This is a genomic window from Pristimantibacillus sp. PTI5, assembly GCF_048572955.1.
In the GTDB taxonomy this organism is placed as follows: domain Bacteria; phylum Bacillota; class Bacilli; order Paenibacillales; family Paenibacillaceae; genus Pristimantibacillus.
This window is the reverse complement of the sequence record NZ_CP183886.1, coordinates 857,471-880,490: the sequence shown is the minus strand read 5'-3', so window position 1 is coordinate 880,490 and position 23,020 is coordinate 857,471. Positions and strand designations below refer to the sequence as shown.

The following is a 23,020-nucleotide window of genomic DNA, read 5'->3' as shown; positions in this document are numbered from 1 at the left end:
CGGACAAAGGAGGAGAGCGGTGATGGAGATCGGAATTCCGAAGGAGTTGAAAAGCCAAGAGAACCGCATCGCCATTACGCCGGGCGGCGTTCATGAATTATCGCGGCACGGACATCAAGTGTTTATTGAGAGCGGCGCCGGAGTCGGGTCTGGCATTGCAGACGAGCAGTTTACGGCGGCGGGAGCGGTCGTCGTGCCCTATCCGGAGGATGTTTGGAGCAAGCAGCTGGTGCTGAAGGTGAAGGAGCCGCTGCCGGAGGAGTACCGCTACTTTCACGAGAACTTGCTGTTGTTTACCTATCTGCATCTGGCAGCCGAGCCCGAGCTGACGGAGGCGTTAATCCGCCATAAGGTGACGGCCATCGCTTATGAAACGGTGCAGCTTGCCGGAGGGCAACTGCCGCTTTTGACGCCGATGAGCGATATAGCGGGACGTATGGCCGCGCAGATCGGAGCGCAATTTTTGGAGAAGACCTACGGAGGCCGGGGCATCTTGCTCGGGGGAGTGCCAGGTGTCCGCAAAGGGCGGGTAGCGATCATAGGGGGCGGCGTTGTCGGTACGGGGGCCGCGCAAATTGCGGTGGGCTTAGGCGCCGATGTGACGATTATGGACACCGATGCCCATCGCCTCCGTTATTTAGACGAACGGTTCGGTGGAAGAGTCCACACGCTGGCATCAACCTCTAACCAAGTGGCAGATACGGTGCGGCAATCCGATCTGGTCATTGGCGCGGTGCTCATTCCAGGCGCGCGGGCGCCAAAGCTGGTTAACGAGTCGACTGTCAGCGCAATGGGCAGCGGTTCGGTCATCATTGATGTAGCCATTGATCAAGGAGGCATATTCGAAACGATTGACCGCCTTACAACGCATGCTTCGCCGACTTACGAGAAGTTTGGGGTGCTTCATTACGCCGTAGCCAATATGCCGGGAGCGGTGCCGCAAACCGCAACGGCAGCTTTGACGAATGCTACCTTGCCGTATGTGGTCGCGTTAGCGAATGCCGGATTGAAGACAGCGCTGCAGAACAGCGCTGCGTTAAGCAAAGGAGTCAATACGATATCAGGATTTGTAACCCACGGGGCTGTAGCCGAGGCGCATGGGCTGGACTGCGCGGAGCTGAGCGAATGCCTGCGGGCAATATCGGCGTAATTCCAAAAAAACAGTGACCTTTCCCGCAGCGATCGCAGCAGCGAGGATGGCCACTGTTTTTTTGCTGCCGGCATCCAGCGTCCGGCCATCCTTGTTGACTCTTTTAACGGGCAAAGGATAGGCGATCACCGTAACTTATAACAGCGTTCAAACCTATCCTGAGTGCCGAACAAGCGGAGGAGAACTCGCTGTACTATGCGATGTGAGGAGTCGAATGGTAATATAAAAGATAGAATCATAGCATGCTTCGATTAGATTTCGATGTGCGAGGAAAGGATGTTTGAAAAGAATGAAGCTATTTCATACGGCGGACTGGCATTTGGGCAAGCTCGTACAAGGCGTATATATGACGGAAGACCAGCGTTACGCATTGGAGCAGCTGCTGCAGGCCATTGAATCGGAACGTCCGGATGCCGTTATTATTGCAGGCGATCTTTATGACAGGGCCGTACCCCCTACAGAGGCCGTCGAGCTGCTGGACGAGCTGTTGAGCCGTATTGTAATTGATTTGAAAACACCGGTGCTCGCGATATCTGGTAACCATGATAGTCCGGACCGGATCAACTTCGGCACCAAGATGATGGAGAATCAAGGTCTGTACTTGGCCGGACAGCTGCGCGGGAATATGGATCCGGTCATCCTGCGCGACGAGTTTGGGGAGGTCCACTTTCATCTCGTGCCCTATGCCGACCCTGCTCTGGTGCGCTATGAGCTAAACGATGATTCGATTAAATCCCATGATGATGCCATGCGGGCGATTACGAATAAAATTGCAACGACGATGGACCCGGCGGCTAGGCATGTGCTTATCGGCCATGCTTTCGTGACGGCAACCGGCGAGCCGGAGCTTAATACGAGCGATTCCGAACGGCCGTTGTCCATTGGCGGCGCCGAGCATGTGAGCGCCGCTTATTTTGAACGATTTCATTATACGGCGCTCGGTCATTTGCACCAGGCGCATTTCGTGCGGGACAATACGATTCGGTATGCAGGCTCTCCGCTTAAATATTCAATCTCAGAGGAAAACCACATTAAGGGTTATTTGGTAATCGAGCTTAACGGGGCCGGCGACGCAGTTGTCGAGAAACGGGAGCTGCAGCCGCTTCGGAATATGCGCCGTATCGCTGCCCCGATAGAGGAAATCGAGATGCATAAGGTTAACGAGGATTATGTATTCGTTACGCTGCTTAACGATAATCCGGTTTTGTTTCCGATGGAAAAGGTAAGAGCGGTTTATCCGAATGCTCTCCATGTCGAGCGCCGTACGGCGCTTGCGGCCTCCGCTCTCGCAGGCGGCACTTCGGCGGAAGCAGGCAGCGCTGCAAAAAGGCGGGAAGCCGATCCGGTCGAGCTGTTTGCCGCTTTTTATAAAGAGGTCAAAGGACAGCCGCTTTCCGAAACGAAAAAACAGCTGTTCGCGCAAACGTACGCGGAGCTGCTGCGTGAGGAAGGGGGAGCAATATGAGGCCGATAAAGCTAACGATGACGGCGTTCGGATCCTACCGCGATACGGAAACGATTGATTTCAACTTGCTGGAGCATCGCCGCTTATTTGTCATCTCAGGTAACACGGGAGCCGGTAAAACATCGATTTTCGATGCGATATGTTTTGCTTTTTACGGGACTGCCAGCGGTGAGGACCGTGCAGATTCGCGAATGCTGCGCAGCCATTTCGCCGCGGAAGACACGCATACCTCGGTCCAATTTGAATTTGCGGTTGGTCGCAGAAGCTATATGGTAATCAGGCAAATGCCTCACCGCAAAGGCGGGAACAAAAGCGAGACCGGGAGCAAAGCGGAGCTGTATGAAATGACCGGCGGAGAAGCGGTGCCCGCCGTAGACCGTTTCATCGTATCGGACGTAAATGCGCGGCTCGAGCAAATTATCGGCTTGTCCAAGGAACAGTTCAGCCAAATCGTGATGCTGCCGCAGGGTGAATTCCGTAAGCTGCTTACTTCGGATACCGATAATAAAGAAGAAATTTTGCGCCGCATTTTTCGAACGGAGCTTTATGAACGGCTGGAGAGCCGCTTCCAACAGAAGCATCGCGGACTGCAGGACCAGCTAAAGGAAGCGAAGGCGACCGAAAATGCCTATCTGAAGCAAGTGCAGGAGGCGCTGCCGGAGCGGGCAAACAGCGCGCTTTCGCTCACCCTCAAGCAGGAGGTTTTCAGCGCCGCGCAGGTGACGGAGGCCTTGGGGCAGGAAGTTGCATTTTACGATAAGCTTGCATCCGAAGCGGGTGAGCAGAAAGCCGCGATCGTTGCACGGCTGGATGCGCAGGAGCTGAAGCTTCGGTTAGCCGCGGCGCTTAATGGCAAGCATGAGGAACATGACCGCAAGCAGGCACAGCTGTTGCAGTTGAATGAGCAGAAGCCGGAGTATGCGGGCAAGGAGCAGCGGCTCGCGCTAGCGGAGAAGGCAGCTGCATTAACGCCGTACAAGGAGCATGCGGAGCGAACAAGGATGGATGCTTCCGCAAAGAAAAGCCAGGCTGCCGTCAGACATGCCGAACTTGAAGCAGCCGGGCGCGAGCATGTTCTGGCAGCGGAACGTTATGCTGCGGAGGAGAAGCGCGGAGACGAACGCCGCGAGGCGGAGCGAGAGCTGAGCCGGTTGCTGGAATTGGAGCCTGCGGTAAAGATGCTCGCAAGCCAGCAGCAGGCAATCGACAAGCTTGTGCAGGAGGAACGGGCATGCGCCGTTAAGCAGGAAGCGCTGGAGGCTGAGCTCATTCAGCTCCGGGAAAAGCGCCAAGCGGCGTATGCGCAAATTAAAGAAACGGAGCTGGAAACGGCTGGATTGGCCGATAAGCAGGACAAGCTCCGCCTTGTGGAGCAGCAAGGCAAGCAGCTGAAGCGTTTAGTCGACGTAGAGAAGGAAATGGCGCGCATCGCTCAGCTCGAGAAGGCATTCGCGCAGTCGTTCGCCAAAGCAAAAGATGAGCATGACCGGCTTGAAGCCGCATGGATTGAAGGGCAGGCAGCGCTGCTTGCCGCCCATTTGCATGATGGCAGGCCATGTCCGGTATGCGGCAGCGAGGAGCATCCGGTAAAGGCGAATACCCTTGCTGACGTCCCTTCCAGGGAACGGCTTCAGGAGGCGAAGGCGCAGCTTGCAGCGATGGAGCGCGAATGGCTTGAAGCGCGAGCGCAGGCCGCGGCCGCACGGGCGACACGGGAAGAAGGGGCAAGAGAGCTGGCTGAATTCGGCTTGCAGCCCGTGAAGCCGGAAGAGCAGCGGACACAGCTTCTGCAGCAGTGGAAAATACTAAAAGAAGAGACCGATAAACTTCTGCTGAAAGCCAAGCAGCTGCCGGACCTGAAACAGCTCATGGAACGCCAGGAGCAGCTTCTGGATAAACATATGCATGCGAAGGATCAGCTTCAGCAAGAGAGGCAGCGTCTCGTCGTCGAAAGAACCTCGCAGCAGTCGGCGCTGCAGCAGGAGCTGGCGCGCATTCCGGATACGCTTCGAACGCCGGAGAGCCTGAAAGCAAAGCGGAATGAGCGGCAAGCAGCCTCGGAACGAATGGCAGCGGCTTGGGTCACCGTGCAGGAACAGCTTCAACAGAAGACTACGAAGCTGGCGGAGCAGAGAGCCTACGCAGATCAAGCGGAGCGTCAGCTTGCGGAAGCGGAGAGCAATAAGCAGCTTGCCGGGGAGCGGCTGCTGAAGGAGCTTTTGAAAGCGGGCTTTACTACGGTTCAGCATTATGAAGAGGCAGTAATGGGCGAGAACGAAAGAGAGCATCTAAGGAAAGATATCACCTCTTATCAGACGATGCTCTCAGCATTGATGCAGCAATTGGCGGAGCTCCAAAGCGAGCTTGCCGGCAAACCGAGAGTGGAGCTTGTTTTGCTTCAAGACGAGCTATCGGCGCTCAAGCAGCAGCTCGAGCATGTACTGGCTGCGGCACAGACGGCTATGCGTACCGTTCAAGTCGCCCGGCGCCTGACGGAGTCCATCGGACGGGCTAATGCAGAGGTGAAAATGCTGGAGTCTAAGCTTGAGGAAGTTATGGACGTATTCCATATGCTTAAGGGAGATAATGCACTCAAGATTTCGTTCGAGCGGTATATCTTGATCGAGTTTTTAGAACAAATCCTATTTGCCGCAAACGTGCGCCTGCATGACTTATCCAACGGGCAGTTTTCTTTGCAAAGAAGCGATCGTCTTGAAAACCGGGGCAAACAAAGCGGTTTGGGCTTAGACGTATACGATGCCTATACGGGGCAAAACCGTGATGTCAAAACGTTATCCGGCGGCGAGAAATTCAATGCGTCCCTTTGCTTGGCGCTTGGCATGACCGACGTTATTCAATCCCACATGGGCGGAGTAACGATCGAAATGATGTTTATTGATGAGGGGTTTGGCTCCCTGGATGAGGAATCGCTTCAAAAGGCGATAACGACGCTGGTGGATCTGCAGAAGGCGGGAAGAATGATCGGTGTCATATCGCATGTGCAGGAGCTGAAGGACGCATTCCCGGCTTGCCTTGAGGTCAGCAAGACGAAAGAAGGCTTTAGCCGCACGAAAATGATAGTGAAGTAGGCAGCCAAAACATAAAAAGCCTGCATCAGGCGCCGAAAAGCGGCTGATGCAGGCTTCATGAAAAAGGATTTACAATTAAGCCACGTTGGCTGCAAGGGCGCCGATACCCGCAAAAAACAAGCTGATTGCGCCGACGATTACCAAAACATTAAGCACGATGCCAATCACGCCGAACATTTTGCGGCGTTTGCTGGAGCAAGCAGCAACGATGGATAGGATGAGGGCGATAAACGCAAGGAAGCCTGCCCCAAAGATACAAGCGATAGCTATTACAAAAGAAGCGAGCACGGTTTCCCCAAGCGCTTCGATCGATGCTTGAAAGGCCGCCGTATCCTCCGGATCCGCTAAAGTGAGGTTGGAATCCGCAATTTGGTCAGCGAAGCTGCTGCCTGAAACGAAAGCAATAATAAGCAATACGACCGATACCAACCCAATGATGAAGGCTGCAATGCCCAGCCCGGATTGTTTCTTCGGACCGTTATTGACAATGGGCTCGTTTGAGAAGATCGGCTTCGATCCGAATGGATCGTTCTGAGTCGGCTGGTTGGCGAAGTTATTAGATTCATTTTCCATATTTATCGTCTCCTTTACTAATTACGGTAAAATTATACACAAATTTGAAAGGATTGAAAACAACATGTTTCCAAAATATTTTGCAATCGGCGCAATAAACGCTGCAATCGCGATCGCGCTTGGCGCTTTCGGAGCGCACGGATTAGAACAGAAATTGACTGAGCATTATCTTGATATTTTCGAAACGGGCGTTCGCTATCATATGTATAACGCTCTTGGACTTATGCTTATTGCTTTGTTTGCCAAGCAGATCGAAGCAGGAAAGCTGGCATTGATCGGCGGCAGGCTTATCTTGGCGGGCATGGTCATTTTCAGCGGAAGCCTGTATGTCCTTGCGGTAAGCGGCATTAGCAAGCTCGGTATGATTACGCCTATAGGCGGCTTAGCCATTCTTGCGGGTTGGACATGCGTAATTATTTCGGCATTAAACCAAAATAAAAACTGATAAAATGTCATTAAAAGGAAAGATGGCATTATTCTCGGTCATGCATTGAAATAATAAACTTTAGTAAATATTTCTATACCGGAAGGCATACATCGTTTATAATAAAGCGAACACTCACTTGACTCGAAATAGTGGAAGGACGTTTGTGCGTGACGAAACGGATGGATGGTTTTCCTGAAAAAACAAAACAGTTCAAACAAACATTTAACGGACCGGTGATCATTAGCTGCCTTCTGATCGCTCTTGCCTTGGTTTGGAGCGCCGTCTCCTTTTTGCTTATTTCCGAATCGATGTACAAATGGACCGCTGCGGCCATAGCGGCATCGCTGTTCGTAACCGCGATTATTGTTTATATTAAGCGAAGCGATACGTTCAACTTCCAAAATTATCATACGGCCATCGTCGAAACCTTGCTTCGATCGGATGCAGTACCCCTGGCGGTTCTCGATAAAGGCGGTATGGTTATAGAGATGAACGAAGCTTCAAGCCGTACGCTTGGCTATCACCGGACAGAGCTTCTTGGCGATCCGATATTACGGATCGTCGATCCCGGGAGCCGGTCATTGCTGAATGAAACGTTCGAGCAGGCTCTCTTAGGCGAAACGAAGCAGATCAATATTAATATTACCCATGGTTCCGGATTTCCGTTGGAGCTTCAAGTCGTTTGTTCCCCGATGATGCAGGAAGATGAGGTTATCGGCACCGTAATCATTAGTCAGGATTTAAGCGACCGTAAACGGAATGTTGAACGGATTCGCTACATGGCTTATTACGATGATATGACCGGTTTGCCGAATCGCACCTTGTTCCAAATGAAGCTGACCGAGACGCTTGCAAGAGCTAAGGAAGAGGAACGGGTGGTCGGCATATGCTACTTGGATTTGGATCGTTTTAAGCTGGTCAACGCGTCCTTCGGCCGTGAATTCGGGGATATCCTATTAATGCAGGTCGCTGAAAGGCTGAACCGGGACTTCTCGGAAAATGATTTTGCAGCCCGAATGGAAGGCGATGAATTCGCTTTGTTGTATTGCAATTTGCAATCGGAGAAGCATCTGCTTGAATTATCTAGACAGCTTCTGAAATCGATCGAGGAGCCTTATGAATTAAGCGGGTTTCCGCTGCATATTACGGCTAGTATCGGATTGGTAACCAACCGGGATGAGAACGACGATAGTTACGCGTTGATCAAGAAAGCCGATATGGCGCTGGTGAAGGTAAAGGAAAGCGGTAAAAACGATTGCCTGCTTTATTCGGACAGCTGGAGCAACTCGTCGCTTGAGCGGCTTACGCTTCAGCATGAGATGTACCGCGCAATTCAGCGGGAAGAGTTTATCCTTCATTATCAGCCGCAATACGATCTCGTATCGGGAACGATGGTTGGCGTCGAAGCACTTGTGCGCTGGAATCATCCGCAAAAAGGGATGATCCCGCCAGGAAACTTTATTCCGTTAGCAGAAGAAAGCGGTATGATCGTACAAATTGGCGATTGGGTGCTGGAAGAAGCATGCCGCCAAAACAAAGCATGGCAAGATGCAGGTTTGCCCTTAATGCCGGTATCCGTAAACTTATCCATTAGGCAATTCGTGCAAAATGATTTGGCAAGCAAGGTATCCGCCGTGCTGGAGAAAACGGGCCTTGATGCTAAATATTTGGATCTTGAAATTACGGAGTCAATGACTATGGATGTGAGCCATGTATCCAGATGTTTATTGGATTTAACGGATTTAGGCGTCAATATCAGCGTCGATGATTTTGGCACGGGTTACAGTTCTTTTCATTATTTAAAAAATTTCCCGATTGACCGCCTGAAAATCGACCGCTCCTTCGTACGCGATATCCAGCAGGACCCAAGCGATGCAGAAATCGTTGCGGCCATTATTGCGATGGCTCACAACCTCAATATTCAGGTAATAGCGGAGGGCGTTGAGACGGAAGAGCAAATGGCGTTTTTGCGCAAGCACAAATGCGATGAAATGCAAGGCTACTTCTGGAGTCCTCCCGTATCGAGTGAAAATATTGAACAAATGCTCACACCGGGCTATGTATAAAAAAAGCCGTTCATTGACGATGAAAACGTCAGTTGAACGGTTTTTTTGTGCTGATGTATTAATATGAAAAGTCTTCGATTTCATTTAACCGGAACGTATACACTTGTTTCTCATCGACATGATATACGGTAATAATGTGTTCGGATTCATCCAAATTGATGATTCTGCACGGGATGCTGAGCTTTATGCCTAACCCCTTGTTCACGATCAGTCTAATGAGCGTATTGTTTTTCATGATCATTTTTATTTTATCGAAATAACTCAGTTCTTCTAACGATTCTGCTGCAGGCTTGTTTGCCGGTTTGTCGTTAAGCTTAACGTTACTTTGAACGGTGTTCTTGCCTGCCTGGTTTGATATGGTAACGTTTTCAGTTCGCTCCGATGGTATGGGGATGTTTTGAACGGACAGTGCATTCGTTTTCCGCTGAGCAATTTGATCGCCTAACCGGATGCCGGATAAGATGCGAAAATCAACGAAGCCTGAACGATTAAGCGAATGAAGCAATTGTTCCAAAGCTTCAGCATTGTTTTTCCCTTCAACTAGCACCTCGATGTTAAAAACAAAGGAAGATTGGTCTGGGGCTGAGCGTTGTTTTTCCATAGTACCTCCGTACTGAGTGATGTAGTACTAATATACCACTAAATTAGGCTTTCATGTAGGCTGAAAAAAGCATTTATTCAACACTGCCCAAATATTTGCTGCATATAATGATGTTGCAGTGCAATTCCTCTTAATTATGTGAAACGAAAGGGGTGGATCCCGTATGATGCGGATGGTACCTTTCATACTTGAGAATGGAGAAACCGTTCTGGGCGTTGAAGTGAAGCTGCCCAAAACAACTTTGCTCGCGATTATGACAGATAAAGGATACATTATGTGCGGAGCGTTAGATGTTGCCCTGCTAAATGAACGTCTCAAGGACAGGGAAATATTGGCCGGCCGCGCCGTCGGCGTACGAACGTTGGAGGAGCTGATGGAAGCCCCTTTGGAGTCGGTTACAGCATCTGCCGAGTCAATCGGAGTCGTTGCAGGCATGAAGGGCTCAGAGGCACTCCGGCTGATGCTCTAAAAGACAGGTAAATAGCCCTAATCCTCTGTGCTGGAGAATAAGATCACGCACATCAGATTAGGGCTATTTTTTATTCGTTATTTATTCAAAAAGCTTGCGCAGGTTGACATCGTAAGGGGCTTGAATGATGCCTTTTTCCGTAATAATGGCGGTTACGTATTCATTTGGCGTAACGTCAAAGGCTGGATTGTACACTTTAATGCCTTGAGGCGCCGTACGTTTACCGAAGCCTTCCGTGATTTCTTCGGCATTTCTTTCTTCAATCGGAATTTCTGCACCGGTTGGCGTGTTTAAATCGATAGTCGAAAGCGGACTCGCTACATAAAAAGGAATGCCATGCGCTTTGGCTAATACAGCAACGCTGTAAGTGCCGATTTTGTTGGCGACATCGCCATTTGCCGCAACGCGGTCCGTACCGACAATAACGGCGTCCACCCAGCCTTTGGCCATGATCATGCCAGCCATGTTATCGCAGATGAGCGTGACGTCTACGCCGGCCTGTTGCAATTCGAATGCCGTCAAGCGGGCGCCTTGCAGCACCGGACGCGTCTCATCGGCATATACGCGAAGCGTAATGCCTTGCTCCAAAGCCAAGTAAAACGGGGCAAGCGCCGTACCGTATTTAGCAGTCGCCAAGCCGCCGGCATTGCAATGGGTAAGGACGCCCATGTCGTCCTTGAACAACGACAATGCATGCACCCCAATCAATCGATTCGTCTCCTCGTCCTCGCTTTGGATCGCGATCGCTTCCGTCAGCAATGCGGCCTTACTTTCTTCCAGGGACAAGCCCTGCTCAACATAGGAAGCAGCTGCGGCCTTCATGCGATCGAGCGCCCAAAACAAATTAACAGCGGTTGGTCTGGACGTAGCAAGATATTCTGCTTGTTTGATAACCTGAGAGAGCCAAGCCCCGGAAGTCTTCTCATCCCGGCTGCCAAGCACTACGCCGTAAGCCGCGGATATTCCGATTGCCGGCGCTCCTCTAACCTTCAGATGGCGAATGGCCTCCCAAACATCCTCTGCGGTCAATAGGGGCAAATATACGATCTCCTCGGGCAAAAGCCGCTGATCAAGCAGATCAACCCTGTCCTTCGTCCAAATCACGGATTGCAAACCAGCGTAATTCGTTGTCATGTTGTCAAATCCTCTCTGTTTCAATCAATTATTTGTTTGGGATAAGGCCGCGTCGATAACTTCCTCGATGGATTGCGCATTGCGGTTGTTGCGGATAAGGGATGTTCCGATTGCTAGAGCTAAACGCTGTGCTTTCTCTTTCGCAGCAGCATCGGGGATGCGGTCAATGTCCGCGACATGCGATAAGCCGACGATTCGGCGTACCATTTTGCATCCTGCAAACCCAATTGCATCCTGCAGCAAACGGTTCATGTAATATTCTTGGTAGGCCGGCGTGGAAGTAGCGATCCGATCCAATCCTTGCTCATTCCAAAGGGCACGGAATTTTTGGTCAAACATATTCCATACATCGCGAACGGTATCGGTTAGGTACTGACGGAAATCGCTGCGTTTGCCTGCATCTGCAATCCAATGTTCCTGCCCGGCATAGTTTAGAAGCAAATTCGCGATAACGGCACCAATGTCAAAGCCGATCGGACCGTAATAGGCAAACTCTGGATCAATGACCTTCGTGGATTCTGGCGTTACAAATACACTACCCGTGTGAAGGTCCCCGTGAAGCAGCGCCTGCGCGTTAGTCAAGAACTTATCGCGCAGGATCGCGACCTCCAAGTGAAGCTGTTGATCCTGCCACAGCGCTTCGGCAGCATCCCGAATGGCCGGATCAAAGCTGTTATTCGGCGAATCGGTATACGGATCATCGAAAATAAGATCCTCTGTTATTTTGCACAGCTCGGGATTAACAAAGTCTTTTACGCGAAGCTTCTTCTCCTGCTGGTTCATTCCCAGATCGGAAGTGAGAAATAACGTGCGGGCCATAAAGGTTGAGATATCATCCGCGAACTTGGGATAACGCGTGCCGCTGATTAATCCTTGGCGCATAATGATGTGATCGCTTAAATCCTCCATGATGGTCAGATAAAGCTCGGGATCGTATTTAAATACGATCGGAACAAGACCCGGAGCAAGCTCGCCTTCCAAAATCAGCTTCTCGCTCTCGATTCGCGCGCGGTCAAGCGTCAACGGCCAAGACTCGCCAACAACTTTAGCATAAGGCAGCGCTTGTTTCATAATAAGGCTTTTGCCGCTGGCGGGGTCCGTGATGTGAAACACCAGGTTTAAGTTGCCGTCGCCAATCTCACGGCTCGTTAGTGCAGCGCCTTGCGGGAAGAACCCGTCAAGTGACAAGGCTATTTGAATGGCTTCTTGTTCTGTTAATGGATGATATGCAGACATGGCTGTCCACCTCCGGATTTAGTAGTCGGGCAGCAATGCCCAGTATTCATCTCAACATAGTATAATGTATATTATTTCGCCTTGGAATACCTTCGTTTGATATAATGTTATCAAATATAGACAAGTTTATAGACGAGTTGGATGGAGGAAGCGAAATGACTGCAGAAAACGAGCCGCAAAACATTGCGTTGAAGGAATGGGCCGTCAGCGTTAAAGCCCTTGTCGAGGGAAAGCAAATCATCGTCATGCGCAAAGGCGGGATTATCGAGGAAACGCGCGATTTTCAGCTATTAAGCCCTAGCTTTTATTTAATGCCTGCGTATGAGCATCAGAAAAAGCATCTTTTAAAGGAGCCGTTCGCGGCTGATTTGGACGAAACGCTTGCAGGCTGGTCTTTGGACGCGGATTCGGTGGCGATCGAGGCTTATGCCGAGGTTGCCATGGATATCGAAATAACCGACCAGGAAACGCTAGACCGGCTGCGTGGTTTGCATATATGGACAGATACGTTTGCGGAAGAAAGATTGCGCTGGAAAAAAACGAAACCGCTGCATGTTTTGGTGCTTCGTGTGTACCGTTTGGAGAATCCATTAGAAATAACGATGCTGCCGGCTTATAACGGATGCAAATCTTGGGTAAGACTGGAAGAGGAAATCGGCGCACCGGCAAGGGTACCCGTATTGGACGATGCCGCATTCCAAGCAGAAGTGGAAAAGATACAGCAAGCACTTGCCTAATGAAGCGCTATGGAGATGCATGCTTTCAGCGAAAATCGGGAATGGACGGCAAATTCTCTGTCATTACGGGAAAATTATAGAAGATGAGAGACGTAGAATGTCAGTTTTTTAGCGTGAAAAAAAGACAAAATCAGCGAAACAAGGTCAACTCGGATTGATTTATAACAAAAACTATATTAAAATGATTATTGAGAATCATTGAGAATCACTCTATAGTAGCTAGCTATTCTATATAGAAGTGACTGAGCGAATTAAACCAACCTTGGAGGGATCAGCATATCATGGCAACGCATTTTGTCATCGAAGGCCTGAAAGCGGCTATCGACGGAAAAGAAATTTTAAAAGGAATCAACCTCGACATTAAAGGTGGAGAAATTCACGCGATCATGGGCCCTAACGGTACCGGTAAATCCACGCTGGCATCTGCTTTGATGGGACATCCTAAATATGAAGTAACCGAAGGCAAGGCCGTATTGAACGGCGAAGACATTCTTGAAATGGGCGTTGACGAGCGCGCGCTTGCAGGCTTGTTCCTTGCTATGCAATATCCAAGCGAAATTCCTGGCGTAACGAATTCTGATTTTCTTCGCAGCGCATTGAATGCGCGTCTTGGCGAAGGCAACGAAATTTCGTTGATCAAATTCATTCGCAAAATGGAAAGCAAGATGAAGGAACTGGAAATGAACGCTGAGTTCGCTCACCGTTATCTGAACGAAGGCTTCTCGGGCGGCGAGAAAAAACGTAACGAGATTTTGCAAATGATGCTGCTTGATCCTAAAATCGTCGTGCTTGATGAAATTGACTCCGGTCTTGACATCGATGCGCTTCGTATCGTATCGCAAGGCGTAAACGCTATGCGTTCGGAAGACCGCGGTTTCTTGATTATTACTCACTATCAACGGTTGCTTAACTATATTACTCCGGATTTCGTCCATGTCATGATGCAAGGACGTATCGTTAAATCCGGCGGACCTGAGCTTGCAGAGCGTTTGGAAAACGAAGGTTATGATTGGGTTAAAGAAGAACTTGGCATCGTAGATGAAACAGTCGGCCAGGCTTAAGCGGAGAAGGGGGCATAACGGATGAGTACACAACTAACTACTCCGACGAACCGTCAAGCTGCCGAAGCGCTGGCACGCAGTAAAGGCGAGCCGAACTGGCTTGTTGAACTGCGCGGAGAAGCGGCTGAGCTTGCCGGAACACTCGGATGGCCAAAGCCAGAGAAGGTTCGTATTGAACGGTGGAATTTAACGGCAGTAGGAAACTACGAGCAGCCGTCAACGATTGGAGCAATTAGCGAGCTTCCTGAGGTTGTTCGCGAATTGGTAGCAGAAGGATCGGAAAACTTGCTGGTACAACGCAATTCCGGTATCGTATGGAATCAGTTTTCAAACGAATATGCAAGCAAAGGCGTTATTTTTACAGACCTGGAGACCGCGTGCAAAGAGCATGGCGAGCTAGTTCAAAAATATTTGTTCCAAGCCGTGGCGAAGAACGAAGATAAACTTACTGCGCTGCATGCAGCCATATGGAACGGCGGAGTCTTCGTCTATGTTCCTAAAAACGTAGAAGTCGAGCTGCCGCTGCAGGCTATTTTCTACAACGACAATGCCGAAGCAACATTTGCTCCGCATATCCTGATCGTTGCGGATAATAATAGCCGAGTGACTTACGTGGATTGCGTAGTTTCGGAACCAGGCGCCAGCAGCGCGCCGTTCGTACATCCTTCTGTCGTTGAAGTGTTCGTTAAGCCGGGCGCTCACGTTCGCTTCAGCTCAATCCATCATATGGGCGAGACTGGCGTCGATATGTCGATCCGTCGTTCGGTGATTGAAAACGACGGTCAAATGGAATGGATTATCGGTGATTTGAACGACGGTAATACGTTGTCCGATACTAAATCCATGCTGAGAGGCACGGGCTCCACTTCCGATGCGAAGGTTATCAGCGTTGGCAAAAACGCGCAGCAAAACAGCTTGACGACGCAAGCCGTGCATTTCGGCAAAAGCTCGGACAGCAACATGGTAACCCGCGCGGTTATGAAAGACTCCGCTTCGGCGATTATTAACGGAATTACGAAGATCGAGAAAGGTGCGACGAAAGCGAACGGTGTACAAACCGAGAAGGTGCTAATGCTTAGCCCGAAAGCGCGCGGCGACGCCAATCCGATTTTGCTTATTGATGAAGATGATGTTACTGCCGGTCATGCGGCAAGCGTTGGGCAAGTTAACCCGGAGCAGGTCTATTACCTGATGTCGCGCGGTATATCTAAGCAAGACGCTGAACGTTTAATCATTTACGGCTTTTTGGCACCGGTCGTTTCGGAAATTCCTGTCGAGGCGGTTCGCGGTCAGCTTCAGCGTTTGCTCGAAAGGAAGCTAGAGGGATGAATATAAATGCGATTCGGGAGCAATTCCCGATATTGCATCAAGAAATAAACGGGCATCCGCTCGTTTATCTAGACAGCGCGGCATCTTCGCAGAAGCCGCGCTCCGTCATTGATGCGGTTAATCGGTACTATGAGCTGGATAACGCGAACGTTCATCGCGGCGTGCATTCACTTGGTTCTAGGGCGACTGATGCCTATGAGGGAGCGCGCGAGAAGGTAGCGAAATTTCTGAATGCGGGAGCACCGGAGCAAATCATATTTACCCGCGGCACAACGACGGCGCTGAATTTGGTTGCATCGAGCTATGCACGCTCGATGTGCGGCGAAGGCGACGAAATCGTCATCACGCCGATGGAGCATCACAGCAACTTGATTCCATGGCAGCAAGCAGCGAAAGCGACAGGCGCAACCTTGAAATATATACCGATGCAGCCGGATGGCACGATTTCTTTGGAGGATGTCGAGAAAACGATCACTCCGCAAACGAAGGTCGTATCGGTTACTTATGTTTCGAATGTGCTCGGTCTTATTAATCCGATTAAGGAAATTACGCAGATTGCCCATCGGAATGGCGCTGTTATGGTTGTTGACGGCGCGCAAAGCACACCGCACATGAAAATCGATCTTCAAGATTTAGACGTTGATTTTTATGCATTTTCCGGCCATAAAATGTGTGGTCCTACGGGCATCGGCGCATTGTATGGCAAGAAGGCGCTGCTTAACAAGATGGAGCCGATTGAATTCGGCGGCGAGATGATCGATTTTGTTGATCTATACGAGTCTACCTGGAAAGAGATCCCGTATCGCTTTGAAGGCGGTACGCCGATTATTGCAGGGGCTGTCGGCCTCGGCGCAGCCATCGACTTTTTACAGGAAATCGGGCTTGAAGAAATCGATCAGCACGAGAGACGCCTGGCTGCTTACGCATATGAGAAATTGTCGTCGCTCGATGGCATCACGCTTTACGGACCAAAGCAAAACCGTGTAGGGCTCGTGACCTTCAATTTGGAGGATGTGCATCCGCATGATGTAGCGACCGTGCTTGATTCCAAAGGCATCGCAATCCGTGCAGGCCATCATTGCTGCCAGCCTCTTATGCGTTGGTTGAACGTATCTGCAACGGCAAGAGCAAGCTTTTATTTATATAATACTGAAGATGAAATTGACCGCTTAGCCGATGCCTTATTACAAACAAAGGAGTTCTTCGGTCATGCAATTGGATGATTTATATCGCAGAGTTATAATGGACCATTACAAAAATCCTCGGAATCGCGGTACAATGAATGAAGAATCGGTTACCATTAACCTGAATAACCCGACTTGCGGCGATCGGATATCGCTTCAGCTCCAGGTTGTTGATGGGAAAGTAACGGATGCGAAGTTTAGCGGCGAAGGCTGTTCGATCAGCATGAGCTCGGCATCGATGATGACAGAGGCGGTTAAAGGCAAAACATTTGACGAGGCGCTTGCCATGGCTGAGAAGTTCTCGGCACTCATGAAGGGCGAACCGGTTGAATTTGATGAATATGAGGAGCTGGATGCACTTTCGGGTGTTAACAAATTCCCAGCACGGATCAAATGCGCGACTCTTGCGTGGAACGCCTTGCGCAAAGGGATCGAGCAGCAGCAAGAATCACATTAAAACGAGATTAATAAGGAGCGTGAATGACCATGGCTAAATCAATGCCGGAAATGGAAGATTATAAGTATGGTTTCCGTGACGAGCATAAAGCCGTATTCGAATCAGGCAAAGGGTTAACGGAAGAGATCGTACGCACGATTTCGGAAATTAAAGGCGAGCCTGAGTGGATGCTGGATTTCCGTTTGAAATCGCTAGCGCAGTTTTTCAAAATGCCGATGCCTAAATGGGGCGGCAATATGGATGAGCTCGATTTCGAAGACATTCAATATTATGTTCGTGCATCGGATAAGCAAGGCAAGACTTGGGAAGAGGTTCCTTCCGAAATTAAAGAAACGTTTGACAAGCTGGGTATCCCAGAGGCTGAGCAAAAGTTTCTTGCCGGCGTATCGGCTCAATACGAGTCCGAGGTCGTTTACCACAGCATGCAGGAGGACCTTGAGAAGCAAGGCGTAATCTTCACGGATACGGACACGGCGCTTCGCGAGTACCCTGAGCTGATGAAAGAATATTTCGGAACGATTATTCCTCCGAATGACAATAAATTTGCAGCTTTGAACAGCGCGGTATGGTCAGGCGGAAGCTTCATCTACGTTCCTAAGGGCGTTAAGTGCGAGGTTCCATTGCAAGCCTATTTCCGTATCAACTCCGAGAACATGGGTCAATTCGAGCGTACGCTAATAATCGCTGATGAAGACAGCTCCGTTCACTATGTTGAAGGCTGTACGGCTCCGGTATACAGCACAAACTCACTGCACAGCGCAGTAGTTGAGATTTTGGTTAAGAAAAATGCACGCGTGCGTTATACGACTATTCAAAACTGGGCTCCAAATATTTATAACCTGGTTACGAAACGCGCAGTAGCGGACGAGAATGCAACGATGGAGTGGGTAGACGGAAACATCGGCTCCAAGCTGACAATGAAGTACCCAGCTGTCGTATTGCGCGGCCGCGGCGCGAAAGGCATGGTATTGTCCATTGCCGTTGCCGGTAAAGGCCAGCATCAGGATGCAGGGGCGAAAATGACTCACCTTGCGCCAGATACGAGCTCTACGATCATTTCGAAATCCATCAGTAAACATGGCGGTAAAGTAACGTACCGCGGTCTTGCCTCCTTCGGACGCAACTCTGACGGCGCGAAAGCGAACATCAAATGCGATACGCTCATTCTTGATAATGAATCGACTTCGGATACGATTCCTTATAACGAAATCCTGAATGACAACATCACGCTTGAGCATGAAGCAACCGTATCGAAGGTTTCTGAGGATCAATTGTTCTACTTGATGAGCCGTGGTCTTAGCGAAGCAGAAGCTACGCAAATGATCGTTATGGGCTTCATTGAGCCATTTACCAAAGAGCTTCCGATGGAGTACGCGGTAGAGATGAACCGTTTGATCAAATTCGAAATGGAAGGCTCCATTGGTTAATAAAAACGTAGGCGTATCAAGGACTATTCGGTTTCGAAATATTGCATGATACCGTTTAGTCAAATACGCTCATTACTTCGTGCTTTCTTTCAGTGTATAAATGACCATATGTGTTGGCAGTTTGCTGAATATCATCTTGTCGTAAGAGCTCTTTTACAAGGTAGATATCCACTCCCTTGTTTATGAGATAAGATGCATAGCTATGCCGGAGATCGTGAATACGCAGATCTGGGAACACCCTTTTATAATGCTTGGAGTAGTGCGAATAATGATATGGTGATAATCCACCAAAAACATAAAGCGAATCGTTGAATCCGTAGATTTTTTCTGCGGATTCTTTTTTTATTTATTCAAGCATTTTGGCTATAAAATGTGGAAACGGAACGATCCCAATGTTTGAATCAGAGGTTATCGAAATTATTGAGTGTGTTCGATTAACCACGATGAAGGGAGTGAAATTTCATGAAGAACGGTAGAATCCGACCTTTTCGATTGTCTTAAGGCATTTCGGTCTGGTCGGAGAACCTGCAGCATTCAAAGCGCCTGCAATAGTCGCGCCTGCTCTGCATTCAATTTGGATACTGCACACATTGCAACAAGCAATACATGACGAGTGGAAAACTGAAAGAGGGTTCTCTCGCCAGTTGTAAATATTGCAAGTCTGAATGCACAGTGAAAGCAAGCGGAAGAGGCCGTACGCAATTGCGAGATGAAGCTTTCTTTGTTCATTATGAAAAATCAGTAATCAATCCAAATGCAATTATCGCTAGAGGAATTCTAGTGAGGAGAGATTATGCAAAGAATTTTCATAACGTGAAGACCTATTACAACTGCAGCTACATGTACCTCTTTGAAATGGGAAATACAGAAATGTATCAACTGACATTCGGTGGTTACTGGACAAAGAAAAAAGCAGTGCTTTCAAAGTTCTACACAGACATGAAATATAAGGATTGCTCTGTATCGCATGAAAACATTCAAAAAGCTGTCAGCAATACACCGTTTAGATATAGCACTTGGGAATCTTATTTTGGCGATGCTAGTCCCGACATGCTTAAATTTTTCGAACTATATGCGAATTATCCAAGTGTTGAGTATCTCACAAAGTTAGGCATGCAGGCTGTTGTTACCACTAAGCTTGTTGGCGGCCAAACCCTAGGAGTTATTAATTGGCGAGGCAAGACTATTGATAAAGTACTCCGATTAAGCAAGGCAAAAGCCAAGGAGTGGGTCAAGCAGCCATTCAGGGGCGGGGTAAGATCACTTTATAGCTATCATTTTTATAAAAAACGTGGCATTAATCTTGATTTCATACAGGCGCACTTAGTAAATGATTTTTCGGAATCGTACAGGCTGAGCGATATTAATAAGCTCACTTCATATGCTCCATTTGAAACGATTATCCGGTATTTTCTTAAGCAGCTTGTCAGAGAAGGAAAGAAAAAATGGTATGGCAATGCCAACAACGTGATGTACGACTGGAGAGATTATATAAAAGATTGCCACGAGCTCGGCCTTGATCTGAAGCAAGAGCATATTTTATTTCCAAATGACCTGCATGCTGCTCATCAAAAAACGATGGCTAAGATAAAGATCAAAAAGGATGAAAAGCTAACGTTTTGATAAATAACCGTGCTGATGAGCTCATGAAATATAGCTACGAAAAAGATGGATATTTCATTCGTAATAAGGCAAGACTTGCAAAAATGAGTCGTAAGATTAATACGAAAGCCCAAATAGAGCAGCCGATTGAACGGCAGGAGGTAGCGGTGTGACGCAATTAACTACAAGAACAACGCTTATCATTGCAGCTGAAATTAACTCGATTAAGGATCAGACCAGGCAGATCATGCTTCAATCCAGTATCGAGATTGGGCGTAGGCTTACGGAAGCTAAATTGATGCTTCCACATGGCGAGTGGGGTGGGTGGCTTGAAGATACGGTTCAATACAGTCATTCAACCGCAAATAATCTTATGAAGATATTTGAAGAGTATGGGTGGGATCAGCTAACACTTTTTGGAGACAATGCAAAATCCCAAGCGATTGGTAATTTGTCATATACGCAAGCTGTAGCACTGCTTGCACTTTCGGCCGAGGAACGGGAACAATTCGTCGAGGAAAACAAGGTTGAGGACATGTCCTCTCGTGAGCTACAGAAAATGATTAAGGAAAAAAAGGAACTTGAAAAGAAGCTTAGAGAAAGCCGAGCTCTTGCCGATCAGGAAAGACTTGAACGCGAGAAGCTATCTAAAAGTTTAGCCGAAATGGAGAAGCAAAATCAAAACCATTATGAGCTTGCAGAGAATTACAAAAGGCAAAATTGAAGAGGCTCATGCAACGGGTGACGATGGAGAAGCAGCGCGCCTGCAGGAAGCATTGTCCAAATCTGAAAATGAATTAGCGGACAAGCTTAAAGAGATCAAACAACTTGAAGCGGATCTTAAAAAGAAACCGATCGAAGTGCCGGCCACAGTGACAATCGAGAAAGTGCCTGAGGCTATCGAAATTGAGCTTGCGGAATTAAGAACGAAAGTAAGCAAACAAGCAAATGCTGAATTCAAAATATGATTCGAAGCACTAGGCAAGAGCTTTCAAGAGTTGTTTGCCTCGCTGGCAAGCATGACGGTTGACGAGCAAGTGAAATGCAAGGGTGCGGCAACTGCAATGATTAATAAAATGATAGCTCAGCTTTAATCATGTTTATCTTTTTCTTTTATCAACAAGATAAAAGTCTGGTACGCCCGACCATTGTTTTGGATGAAGATCTGGAGCAAGAAGAGCTGAGCAATCGAATTCAAGTGGAGGAATCGATTGGCCCTTATTGAGATCCTTGCATTTGAATGTGCAGACAATGGAGGGAAGTTCGATACAGCCTTACGATCAGTCCGATTATCGGATTATGCATACTATGCTTCAAAAATGCCAGTCAAGCAAAAGGGATTACTTAAGAAAGAGGTCATCAAGAGAAGCGCGGATATTTGTTACATGTGTGATGCTGCAGCTGTTGGAGATATCGTCCGGGTACCGAAACTGAAAGAAAATCTTCTTCTTGGTGGATATATTCGCGATGGCCGCAAGCTCGTTGAAGGTGTCATTATCAATAAGGAATTGGTTGCATCAAGTTGGCGTTACACGGTTCGCCGATTAGAGGACGGACAACTTCAAAAAGGTAATGGTCATATGATTAAAGAGATTGTGGCCAGGCGTGATGCAATTCAATGAATAGGTGGTGATCATATGCGAAAGAGACTTGGTGAATGTGCAACGGAAGAAGAATTTAAACAGTCAACGATTGAGCAAGCTTTGGAGGATTTTAAATTTTTCAAAGAAACTCGTGGGGAAGATGAAGCTTTAAAATTTCTTGCTGGTTCTGTTTACGATCATGCGAGTAATGCAGCAGATTACTTCGAGCGAAAAAGGCGGCGTGAAACAAAATGAATACGGAGGAACTTAAGAAGGAGCAAGCGGAACAAGGGATTGTATATTAGATACCAAACTATGTAATAAGAAAAGCCTAAATAAAAAATCGGCTTCTAATAAATTAATTAGTGGTGATTCATAAAATACAAAAACCAAACTGCATGATTTTGTTCATCTGCTGCTGCTTGTGTAAACGATTCTTTAATAACCGGATTATCTGTTTTTCTTGCTAGCTCATGATAAAAATCAACAGTTTCTTGCTCAGCATTAAATGCAGCGGATAGTCCTTTTTGAAAATCCGTTTGACATTCTTCTGTTCTTTCTGGAGTTGGTTGTTTTCCAGTTAACCATGTGTAGATTTGCGAAAACATGTTAAAATGTCTAATTTCATCATTTCTTATTTCGAGTATTTTATTTTTAATATCAGCAGTTGGAGCTTGATTTGCTAATTGTTCATAGCAGTAAATGGCAGAATATTCTCCATTTAAAGCTTTTGATAAATCTCCAATATCAATAAACATCATCTCTTCAGACGGATTTTGTGTCTGATTTAACGCAAGAAAATGTTTTTCAACTTCATTTAAGTGTTTGCGGTATTCGCCGCCATAGTAGAGATGCAATGGATGGTCCATATATTCATATTTATCAGCAAGCATTTTGAAAGTTGAAGCCAGCTTCAAATGATGTTGCCATGCTAATCTATTACTTATTTTATTCAAAAGACTCACTCCTTAAAATTAGGCTCAAACCCATCATATGCAGTCACTTAACAGTGGGAGTGGGCTACTCTAGAGGAACATCGCTGAATACAGAAATACATGAGGAACGGAAGCGGAATATGTAGTTAAGATTGTCGAGAAAAGACTCGACAATCTCGGAATAGCTTCAATAAATTTAGCAGCGGTTACCTTGCGAACCGTGACTGCGGTTTCCATGCGAACCGTGACTGCGGTTTCCATGCGAACCGTGACTGCGGTTTCCATGCGAACCGTGACTGCGGTTTCCATGCGAACCGTGACTGCGGTTTCCATGCGAACCGTGACTGCGGTTTCCATGCGAACCGTGACTGCGGTTTCCATGCGAACCGTGACTGCGGTTTCCATGCGAACCGTGACTGCGGTTACCTTGCGAACCGTGACTGCGGTTTCCATGCGAACCGTGACTGCGGTTACCTTGTGAACCGTGACTGCGGT

The 23,020-nt window shown here is 48.2% G+C and carries 24 protein-coding genes; 17 read left to right on the top strand and 7 right to left on the bottom strand.

Going from position 1 to position 23,020, the window contains the following annotated elements; genetic code table 11:
• Positions 1-22 precede the first annotated feature (22 nt).
• The 3 genes from ald to ACN6MW_RS04185 all read left to right on the top strand — a co-directional run bounded on the left by ald (position 23) and on the right by ACN6MW_RS04185 (position 5,704).
• Complete coding sequence (ald, locus tag ACN6MW_RS04195) at positions 23-1,150, top strand: alanine dehydrogenase (RefSeq protein WP_419874361.1); 1,128 nt, start codon at positions 23-25, stop codon at positions 1,148-1,150.
• 289 nt (positions 1,151-1,439) lie between these two features.
• The gene (locus tag ACN6MW_RS04190) at positions 1,440-2,615 is read left to right on the top strand and encodes an exonuclease SbcCD subunit D (protein WP_419874360.1); all 1,176 of its coding nucleotides are present in this window, start codon (positions 1,440-1,442) and stop codon (positions 2,613-2,615) included.
• Positions 2,612-5,704 carry an AAA family ATPase gene (locus ACN6MW_RS04185; RefSeq protein ID WP_419874359.1) on the top strand — a complete coding sequence of 1,031 codons (3,093 nt, stop codon included), beginning with the start codon at positions 2,612-2,614 and terminating at the stop codon, positions 5,702-5,704. The genes ACN6MW_RS04190 and ACN6MW_RS04185 overlap by 4 nt, the downstream gene beginning before the upstream one ends.
• A gap of 75 nt (positions 5,705-5,779) precedes the next feature.
• Here ACN6MW_RS04185 and ACN6MW_RS04180 read toward each other — a convergent pair whose 3' ends face one another.
• On the bottom strand, positions 5,780-6,277 hold the full coding sequence (locus ACN6MW_RS04180; RefSeq protein ID WP_419874358.1) for a hypothetical protein: 498 nt from the start codon (positions 6,275-6,277) through the stop codon (positions 5,780-5,782).
• Positions 6,278-6,341: 64 nt separating this feature from the next.
• Here ACN6MW_RS04180 and ACN6MW_RS04175 point away from each other — a divergent pair, with 64 nt between their 5' ends.
• Both ACN6MW_RS04175 and ACN6MW_RS04170 read left to right on the top strand, forming a co-directional pair.
• Entirely contained in the window at positions 6,342-6,722 is a 381-nt protein-coding gene (locus tag ACN6MW_RS04175; protein ID WP_419874357.1) for a DUF423 domain-containing protein, read from the top strand.
• Between the two features lie 149 nt (positions 6,723-6,871).
• Positions 6,872-8,770, top strand: a complete 1,899-nt coding sequence (locus ACN6MW_RS04170) for a putative bifunctional diguanylate cyclase/phosphodiesterase (protein WP_419874356.1) — start codon at positions 6,872-6,874, stop codon at positions 8,768-8,770.
• Positions 8,771-8,828: 58 nt separating this feature from the next.
• Here ACN6MW_RS04170 and ACN6MW_RS04165 read toward each other — a convergent pair whose 3' ends face one another.
• Positions 8,829-9,371, bottom strand: a complete 543-nt coding sequence (locus ACN6MW_RS04165) for a hypothetical protein (RefSeq protein ID WP_419874355.1) — start codon at positions 9,369-9,371, stop codon at positions 8,829-8,831.
• Between the two features lie 163 nt (positions 9,372-9,534).
• On the opposite strand from ACN6MW_RS04165, the gene ACN6MW_RS04160 reads away from it, so the two are divergent.
• Positions 9,535-9,840 carry a YunC family protein gene (locus tag ACN6MW_RS04160; protein ID WP_419874354.1) on the top strand — a complete coding sequence of 102 codons (306 nt, stop codon included), beginning with the start codon at positions 9,535-9,537 and terminating at the stop codon, positions 9,838-9,840.
• Positions 9,841-9,921: 81 nt separating this feature from the next.
• Here the strand turns inward: ACN6MW_RS04160 and mtnA are convergent, their stop codons facing one another.
• Positions 9,922-10,974 (bottom strand): S-methyl-5-thioribose-1-phosphate isomerase, encoded by a 1,053-nt coding sequence (mtnA, locus tag ACN6MW_RS04155; RefSeq protein WP_419874353.1) that lies wholly within the window; start codon positions 10,972-10,974, stop codon positions 9,922-9,924.
• 24 nt (positions 10,975-10,998) lie between these two features.
• The gene (mtnK, locus tag ACN6MW_RS04150) at positions 10,999-12,210 is read right to left on the bottom strand and encodes an S-methyl-5-thioribose kinase (RefSeq protein ID WP_419874352.1); all 1,212 of its coding nucleotides are present in this window, start codon (positions 12,208-12,210) and stop codon (positions 10,999-11,001) included.
• Positions 12,211-12,365: 155 nt separating this feature from the next.
• Between mtnK and ACN6MW_RS04145 the strand changes: the two genes are divergently transcribed.
• The 6 genes from ACN6MW_RS04145 (at position 12,366) to sufB (ending at position 18,405) form a co-directional block, all read left to right on the top strand.
• A complete protein-coding gene (locus ACN6MW_RS04145; RefSeq protein WP_419874351.1) occupies positions 12,366-12,947 on the top strand; it encodes a DUF1802 family protein in 582 nt (193 codons plus the stop codon).
• A gap of 281 nt (positions 12,948-13,228) precedes the next feature.
• A complete protein-coding gene (gene sufC, locus ACN6MW_RS04140) occupies positions 13,229-14,008 on the top strand; it encodes a Fe-S cluster assembly ATPase SufC (RefSeq protein WP_308996882.1) in 780 nt (259 codons plus the stop codon).
• Between the two features lie 21 nt (positions 14,009-14,029).
• Positions 14,030-15,337: a Fe-S cluster assembly protein SufD gene (gene sufD / locus ACN6MW_RS04135; protein WP_419874350.1), complete on the top strand. Its 1,308-nt coding sequence runs from the start codon at positions 14,030-14,032 to the stop codon at positions 15,335-15,337.
• Positions 15,334-16,560: a cysteine desulfurase gene (locus tag ACN6MW_RS04130; RefSeq protein ID WP_364152828.1), complete on the top strand. Its 1,227-nt coding sequence runs from the start codon at positions 15,334-15,336 to the stop codon at positions 16,558-16,560. The genes sufD and ACN6MW_RS04130 overlap by 4 nt, the downstream gene beginning before the upstream one ends.
• Positions 16,547-16,978 (top strand): Fe-S cluster assembly sulfur transfer protein SufU, encoded by a 432-nt coding sequence (gene sufU / locus ACN6MW_RS04125; protein ID WP_419874349.1) that lies wholly within the window; start codon positions 16,547-16,549, stop codon positions 16,976-16,978. The genes ACN6MW_RS04130 and sufU overlap by 14 nt, the downstream gene beginning before the upstream one ends.
• 29 nt (positions 16,979-17,007) lie before the next feature.
• On the top strand, positions 17,008-18,405 hold the full coding sequence (gene sufB / locus ACN6MW_RS04120; protein WP_419874348.1) for a Fe-S cluster assembly protein SufB: 1,398 nt from the start codon (positions 17,008-17,010) through the stop codon (positions 18,403-18,405).
• 55 nt (positions 18,406-18,460) lie between these two features.
• On the opposite strand, the gene ACN6MW_RS04115 is transcribed toward sufB, so the two are convergent.
• Positions 18,461-18,643: a tyrosine-type recombinase/integrase gene (locus tag ACN6MW_RS04115; protein WP_419874347.1), complete on the bottom strand. Its 183-nt coding sequence runs from the start codon at positions 18,641-18,643 to the stop codon at positions 18,461-18,463.
• A 464-nt stretch (positions 18,644-19,107) separates the two neighbouring features.
• On the opposite strand from ACN6MW_RS04115, the gene ACN6MW_RS04110 reads away from it, so the two are divergent.
• The 5 genes from ACN6MW_RS04110 (at position 19,108) to ACN6MW_RS04090 (ending at position 21,845) form a co-directional block, all read left to right on the top strand.
• Positions 19,108-20,028: a PcfJ domain-containing protein gene (locus tag ACN6MW_RS04110; protein WP_419874346.1), complete on the top strand. Its 921-nt coding sequence runs from the start codon at positions 19,108-19,110 to the stop codon at positions 20,026-20,028.
• Positions 20,029-20,176: 148 nt separating this feature from the next.
• Positions 20,177-20,731 carry a DUF3102 domain-containing protein gene (locus ACN6MW_RS04105; protein ID WP_419874345.1) on the top strand — a complete coding sequence of 185 codons (555 nt, stop codon included), beginning with the start codon at positions 20,177-20,179 and terminating at the stop codon, positions 20,729-20,731.
• The gene (locus ACN6MW_RS04100; RefSeq protein WP_419874344.1) at positions 20,703-20,975 is read left to right on the top strand and encodes a hypothetical protein; all 273 of its coding nucleotides are present in this window, start codon (positions 20,703-20,705) and stop codon (positions 20,973-20,975) included. Before ACN6MW_RS04105 ends, ACN6MW_RS04100 begins: the two co-directional genes overlap by 29 nt.
• 243 nt (positions 20,976-21,218) lie before the next feature.
• A complete protein-coding gene (locus ACN6MW_RS04095; protein ID WP_419874343.1) occupies positions 21,219-21,629 on the top strand; it encodes a hypothetical protein in 411 nt (136 codons plus the stop codon).
• 15 nt (positions 21,630-21,644) lie between these two features.
• Positions 21,645-21,845: a hypothetical protein gene (locus tag ACN6MW_RS04090; RefSeq protein ID WP_419874342.1), complete on the top strand. Its 201-nt coding sequence runs from the start codon at positions 21,645-21,647 to the stop codon at positions 21,843-21,845.
• Positions 21,846-21,952: 107 nt separating this feature from the next.
• Here ACN6MW_RS04090 and ACN6MW_RS04085 read toward each other — a convergent pair whose 3' ends face one another.
• Together ACN6MW_RS04085 and ACN6MW_RS04080 are read right to left on the bottom strand one after the other, a co-directional pair.
• Positions 21,953-22,351 (bottom strand): ferritin-like domain-containing protein, encoded by a 399-nt coding sequence (locus tag ACN6MW_RS04085; protein ID WP_419876269.1) that lies wholly within the window; start codon positions 22,349-22,351, stop codon positions 21,953-21,955.
• A gap of 264 nt (positions 22,352-22,615) precedes the next feature.
• Positions 22,616-22,978, bottom strand: coding sequence for a hypothetical protein (locus tag ACN6MW_RS04080; protein ID WP_419874341.1), 363 nt, complete (start codon positions 22,976-22,978; stop codon positions 22,616-22,618).
• Positions 22,979-23,020: the final 42 nt, after the last annotated feature.

Excerpts from the sequence above, each read along its gene's own strand:
- ACN6MW_RS04080 (WP_419874341.1), bottom strand. The coding sequence starts at position 22,978 with ATGGAAACCGCAGTCACGGTTCGCAAGGTAACCGCAGTCACGGTTCGC.
- ACN6MW_RS04085 (WP_419876269.1), bottom strand. The coding sequence starts at position 22,351 with ATGATGTTTATTGATATTGGAGATTTATCAAAAGCTTTAAATGGAGAA.
- mtnA (WP_419874353.1), bottom strand. The coding sequence starts at position 10,974 with ATGACAACGAATTACGCTGGTTTGCAATCCGTGATTTGGACGAAGGAC.
- ACN6MW_RS04090 (WP_419874342.1), top strand. The coding sequence starts at position 21,645 with ATGCGAAAGAGACTTGGTGAATGTGCAACGGAAGAAGAATTTAAACAG.
- ACN6MW_RS04175 (WP_419874357.1), top strand. The coding sequence starts at position 6,342 with ATGTTTCCAAAATATTTTGCAATCGGCGCAATAAACGCTGCAATCGCG.
- sufC (WP_308996882.1), top strand. The coding sequence starts at position 13,229 with ATGGCAACGCATTTTGTCATCGAAGGCCTGAAAGCGGCTATCGACGGA.
- sufU (WP_419874349.1), top strand. The coding sequence starts at position 16,547 with ATGCAATTGGATGATTTATATCGCAGAGTTATAATGGACCATTACAAA.
- sufB (WP_419874348.1), top strand. The coding sequence starts at position 17,008 with ATGGCTAAATCAATGCCGGAAATGGAAGATTATAAGTATGGTTTCCGT.
- ACN6MW_RS04160 (WP_419874354.1), top strand. The coding sequence starts at position 9,535 with ATGATGCGGATGGTACCTTTCATACTTGAGAATGGAGAAACCGTTCTG.
- ald (WP_419874361.1), top strand. The coding sequence starts at position 23 with ATGGAGATCGGAATTCCGAAGGAGTTGAAAAGCCAAGAGAACCGCATC.
- ACN6MW_RS04130 (WP_364152828.1), top strand. The coding sequence starts at position 15,334 with ATGAATATAAATGCGATTCGGGAGCAATTCCCGATATTGCATCAAGAA.
- ACN6MW_RS04180 (WP_419874358.1), bottom strand. The coding sequence starts at position 6,277 with ATGGAAAATGAATCTAATAACTTCGCCAACCAGCCGACTCAGAACGAT.
- mtnK (WP_419874352.1), bottom strand. The coding sequence starts at position 12,210 with ATGTCTGCATATCATCCATTAACAGAACAAGAAGCCATTCAAATAGCC.
- ACN6MW_RS04165 (WP_419874355.1), bottom strand. The coding sequence starts at position 9,371 with ATGGAAAAACAACGCTCAGCCCCAGACCAATCTTCCTTTGTTTTTAAC.
- ACN6MW_RS04185 (WP_419874359.1), top strand. The coding sequence starts at position 2,612 with ATGAGGCCGATAAAGCTAACGATGACGGCGTTCGGATCCTACCGCGAT.
- sufD (WP_419874350.1), top strand. The coding sequence starts at position 14,030 with ATGAGTACACAACTAACTACTCCGACGAACCGTCAAGCTGCCGAAGCG.
- ACN6MW_RS04145 (WP_419874351.1), top strand. The coding sequence starts at position 12,366 with ATGACTGCAGAAAACGAGCCGCAAAACATTGCGTTGAAGGAATGGGCC.
- ACN6MW_RS04190 (WP_419874360.1), top strand. The coding sequence starts at position 1,440 with ATGAAGCTATTTCATACGGCGGACTGGCATTTGGGCAAGCTCGTACAA.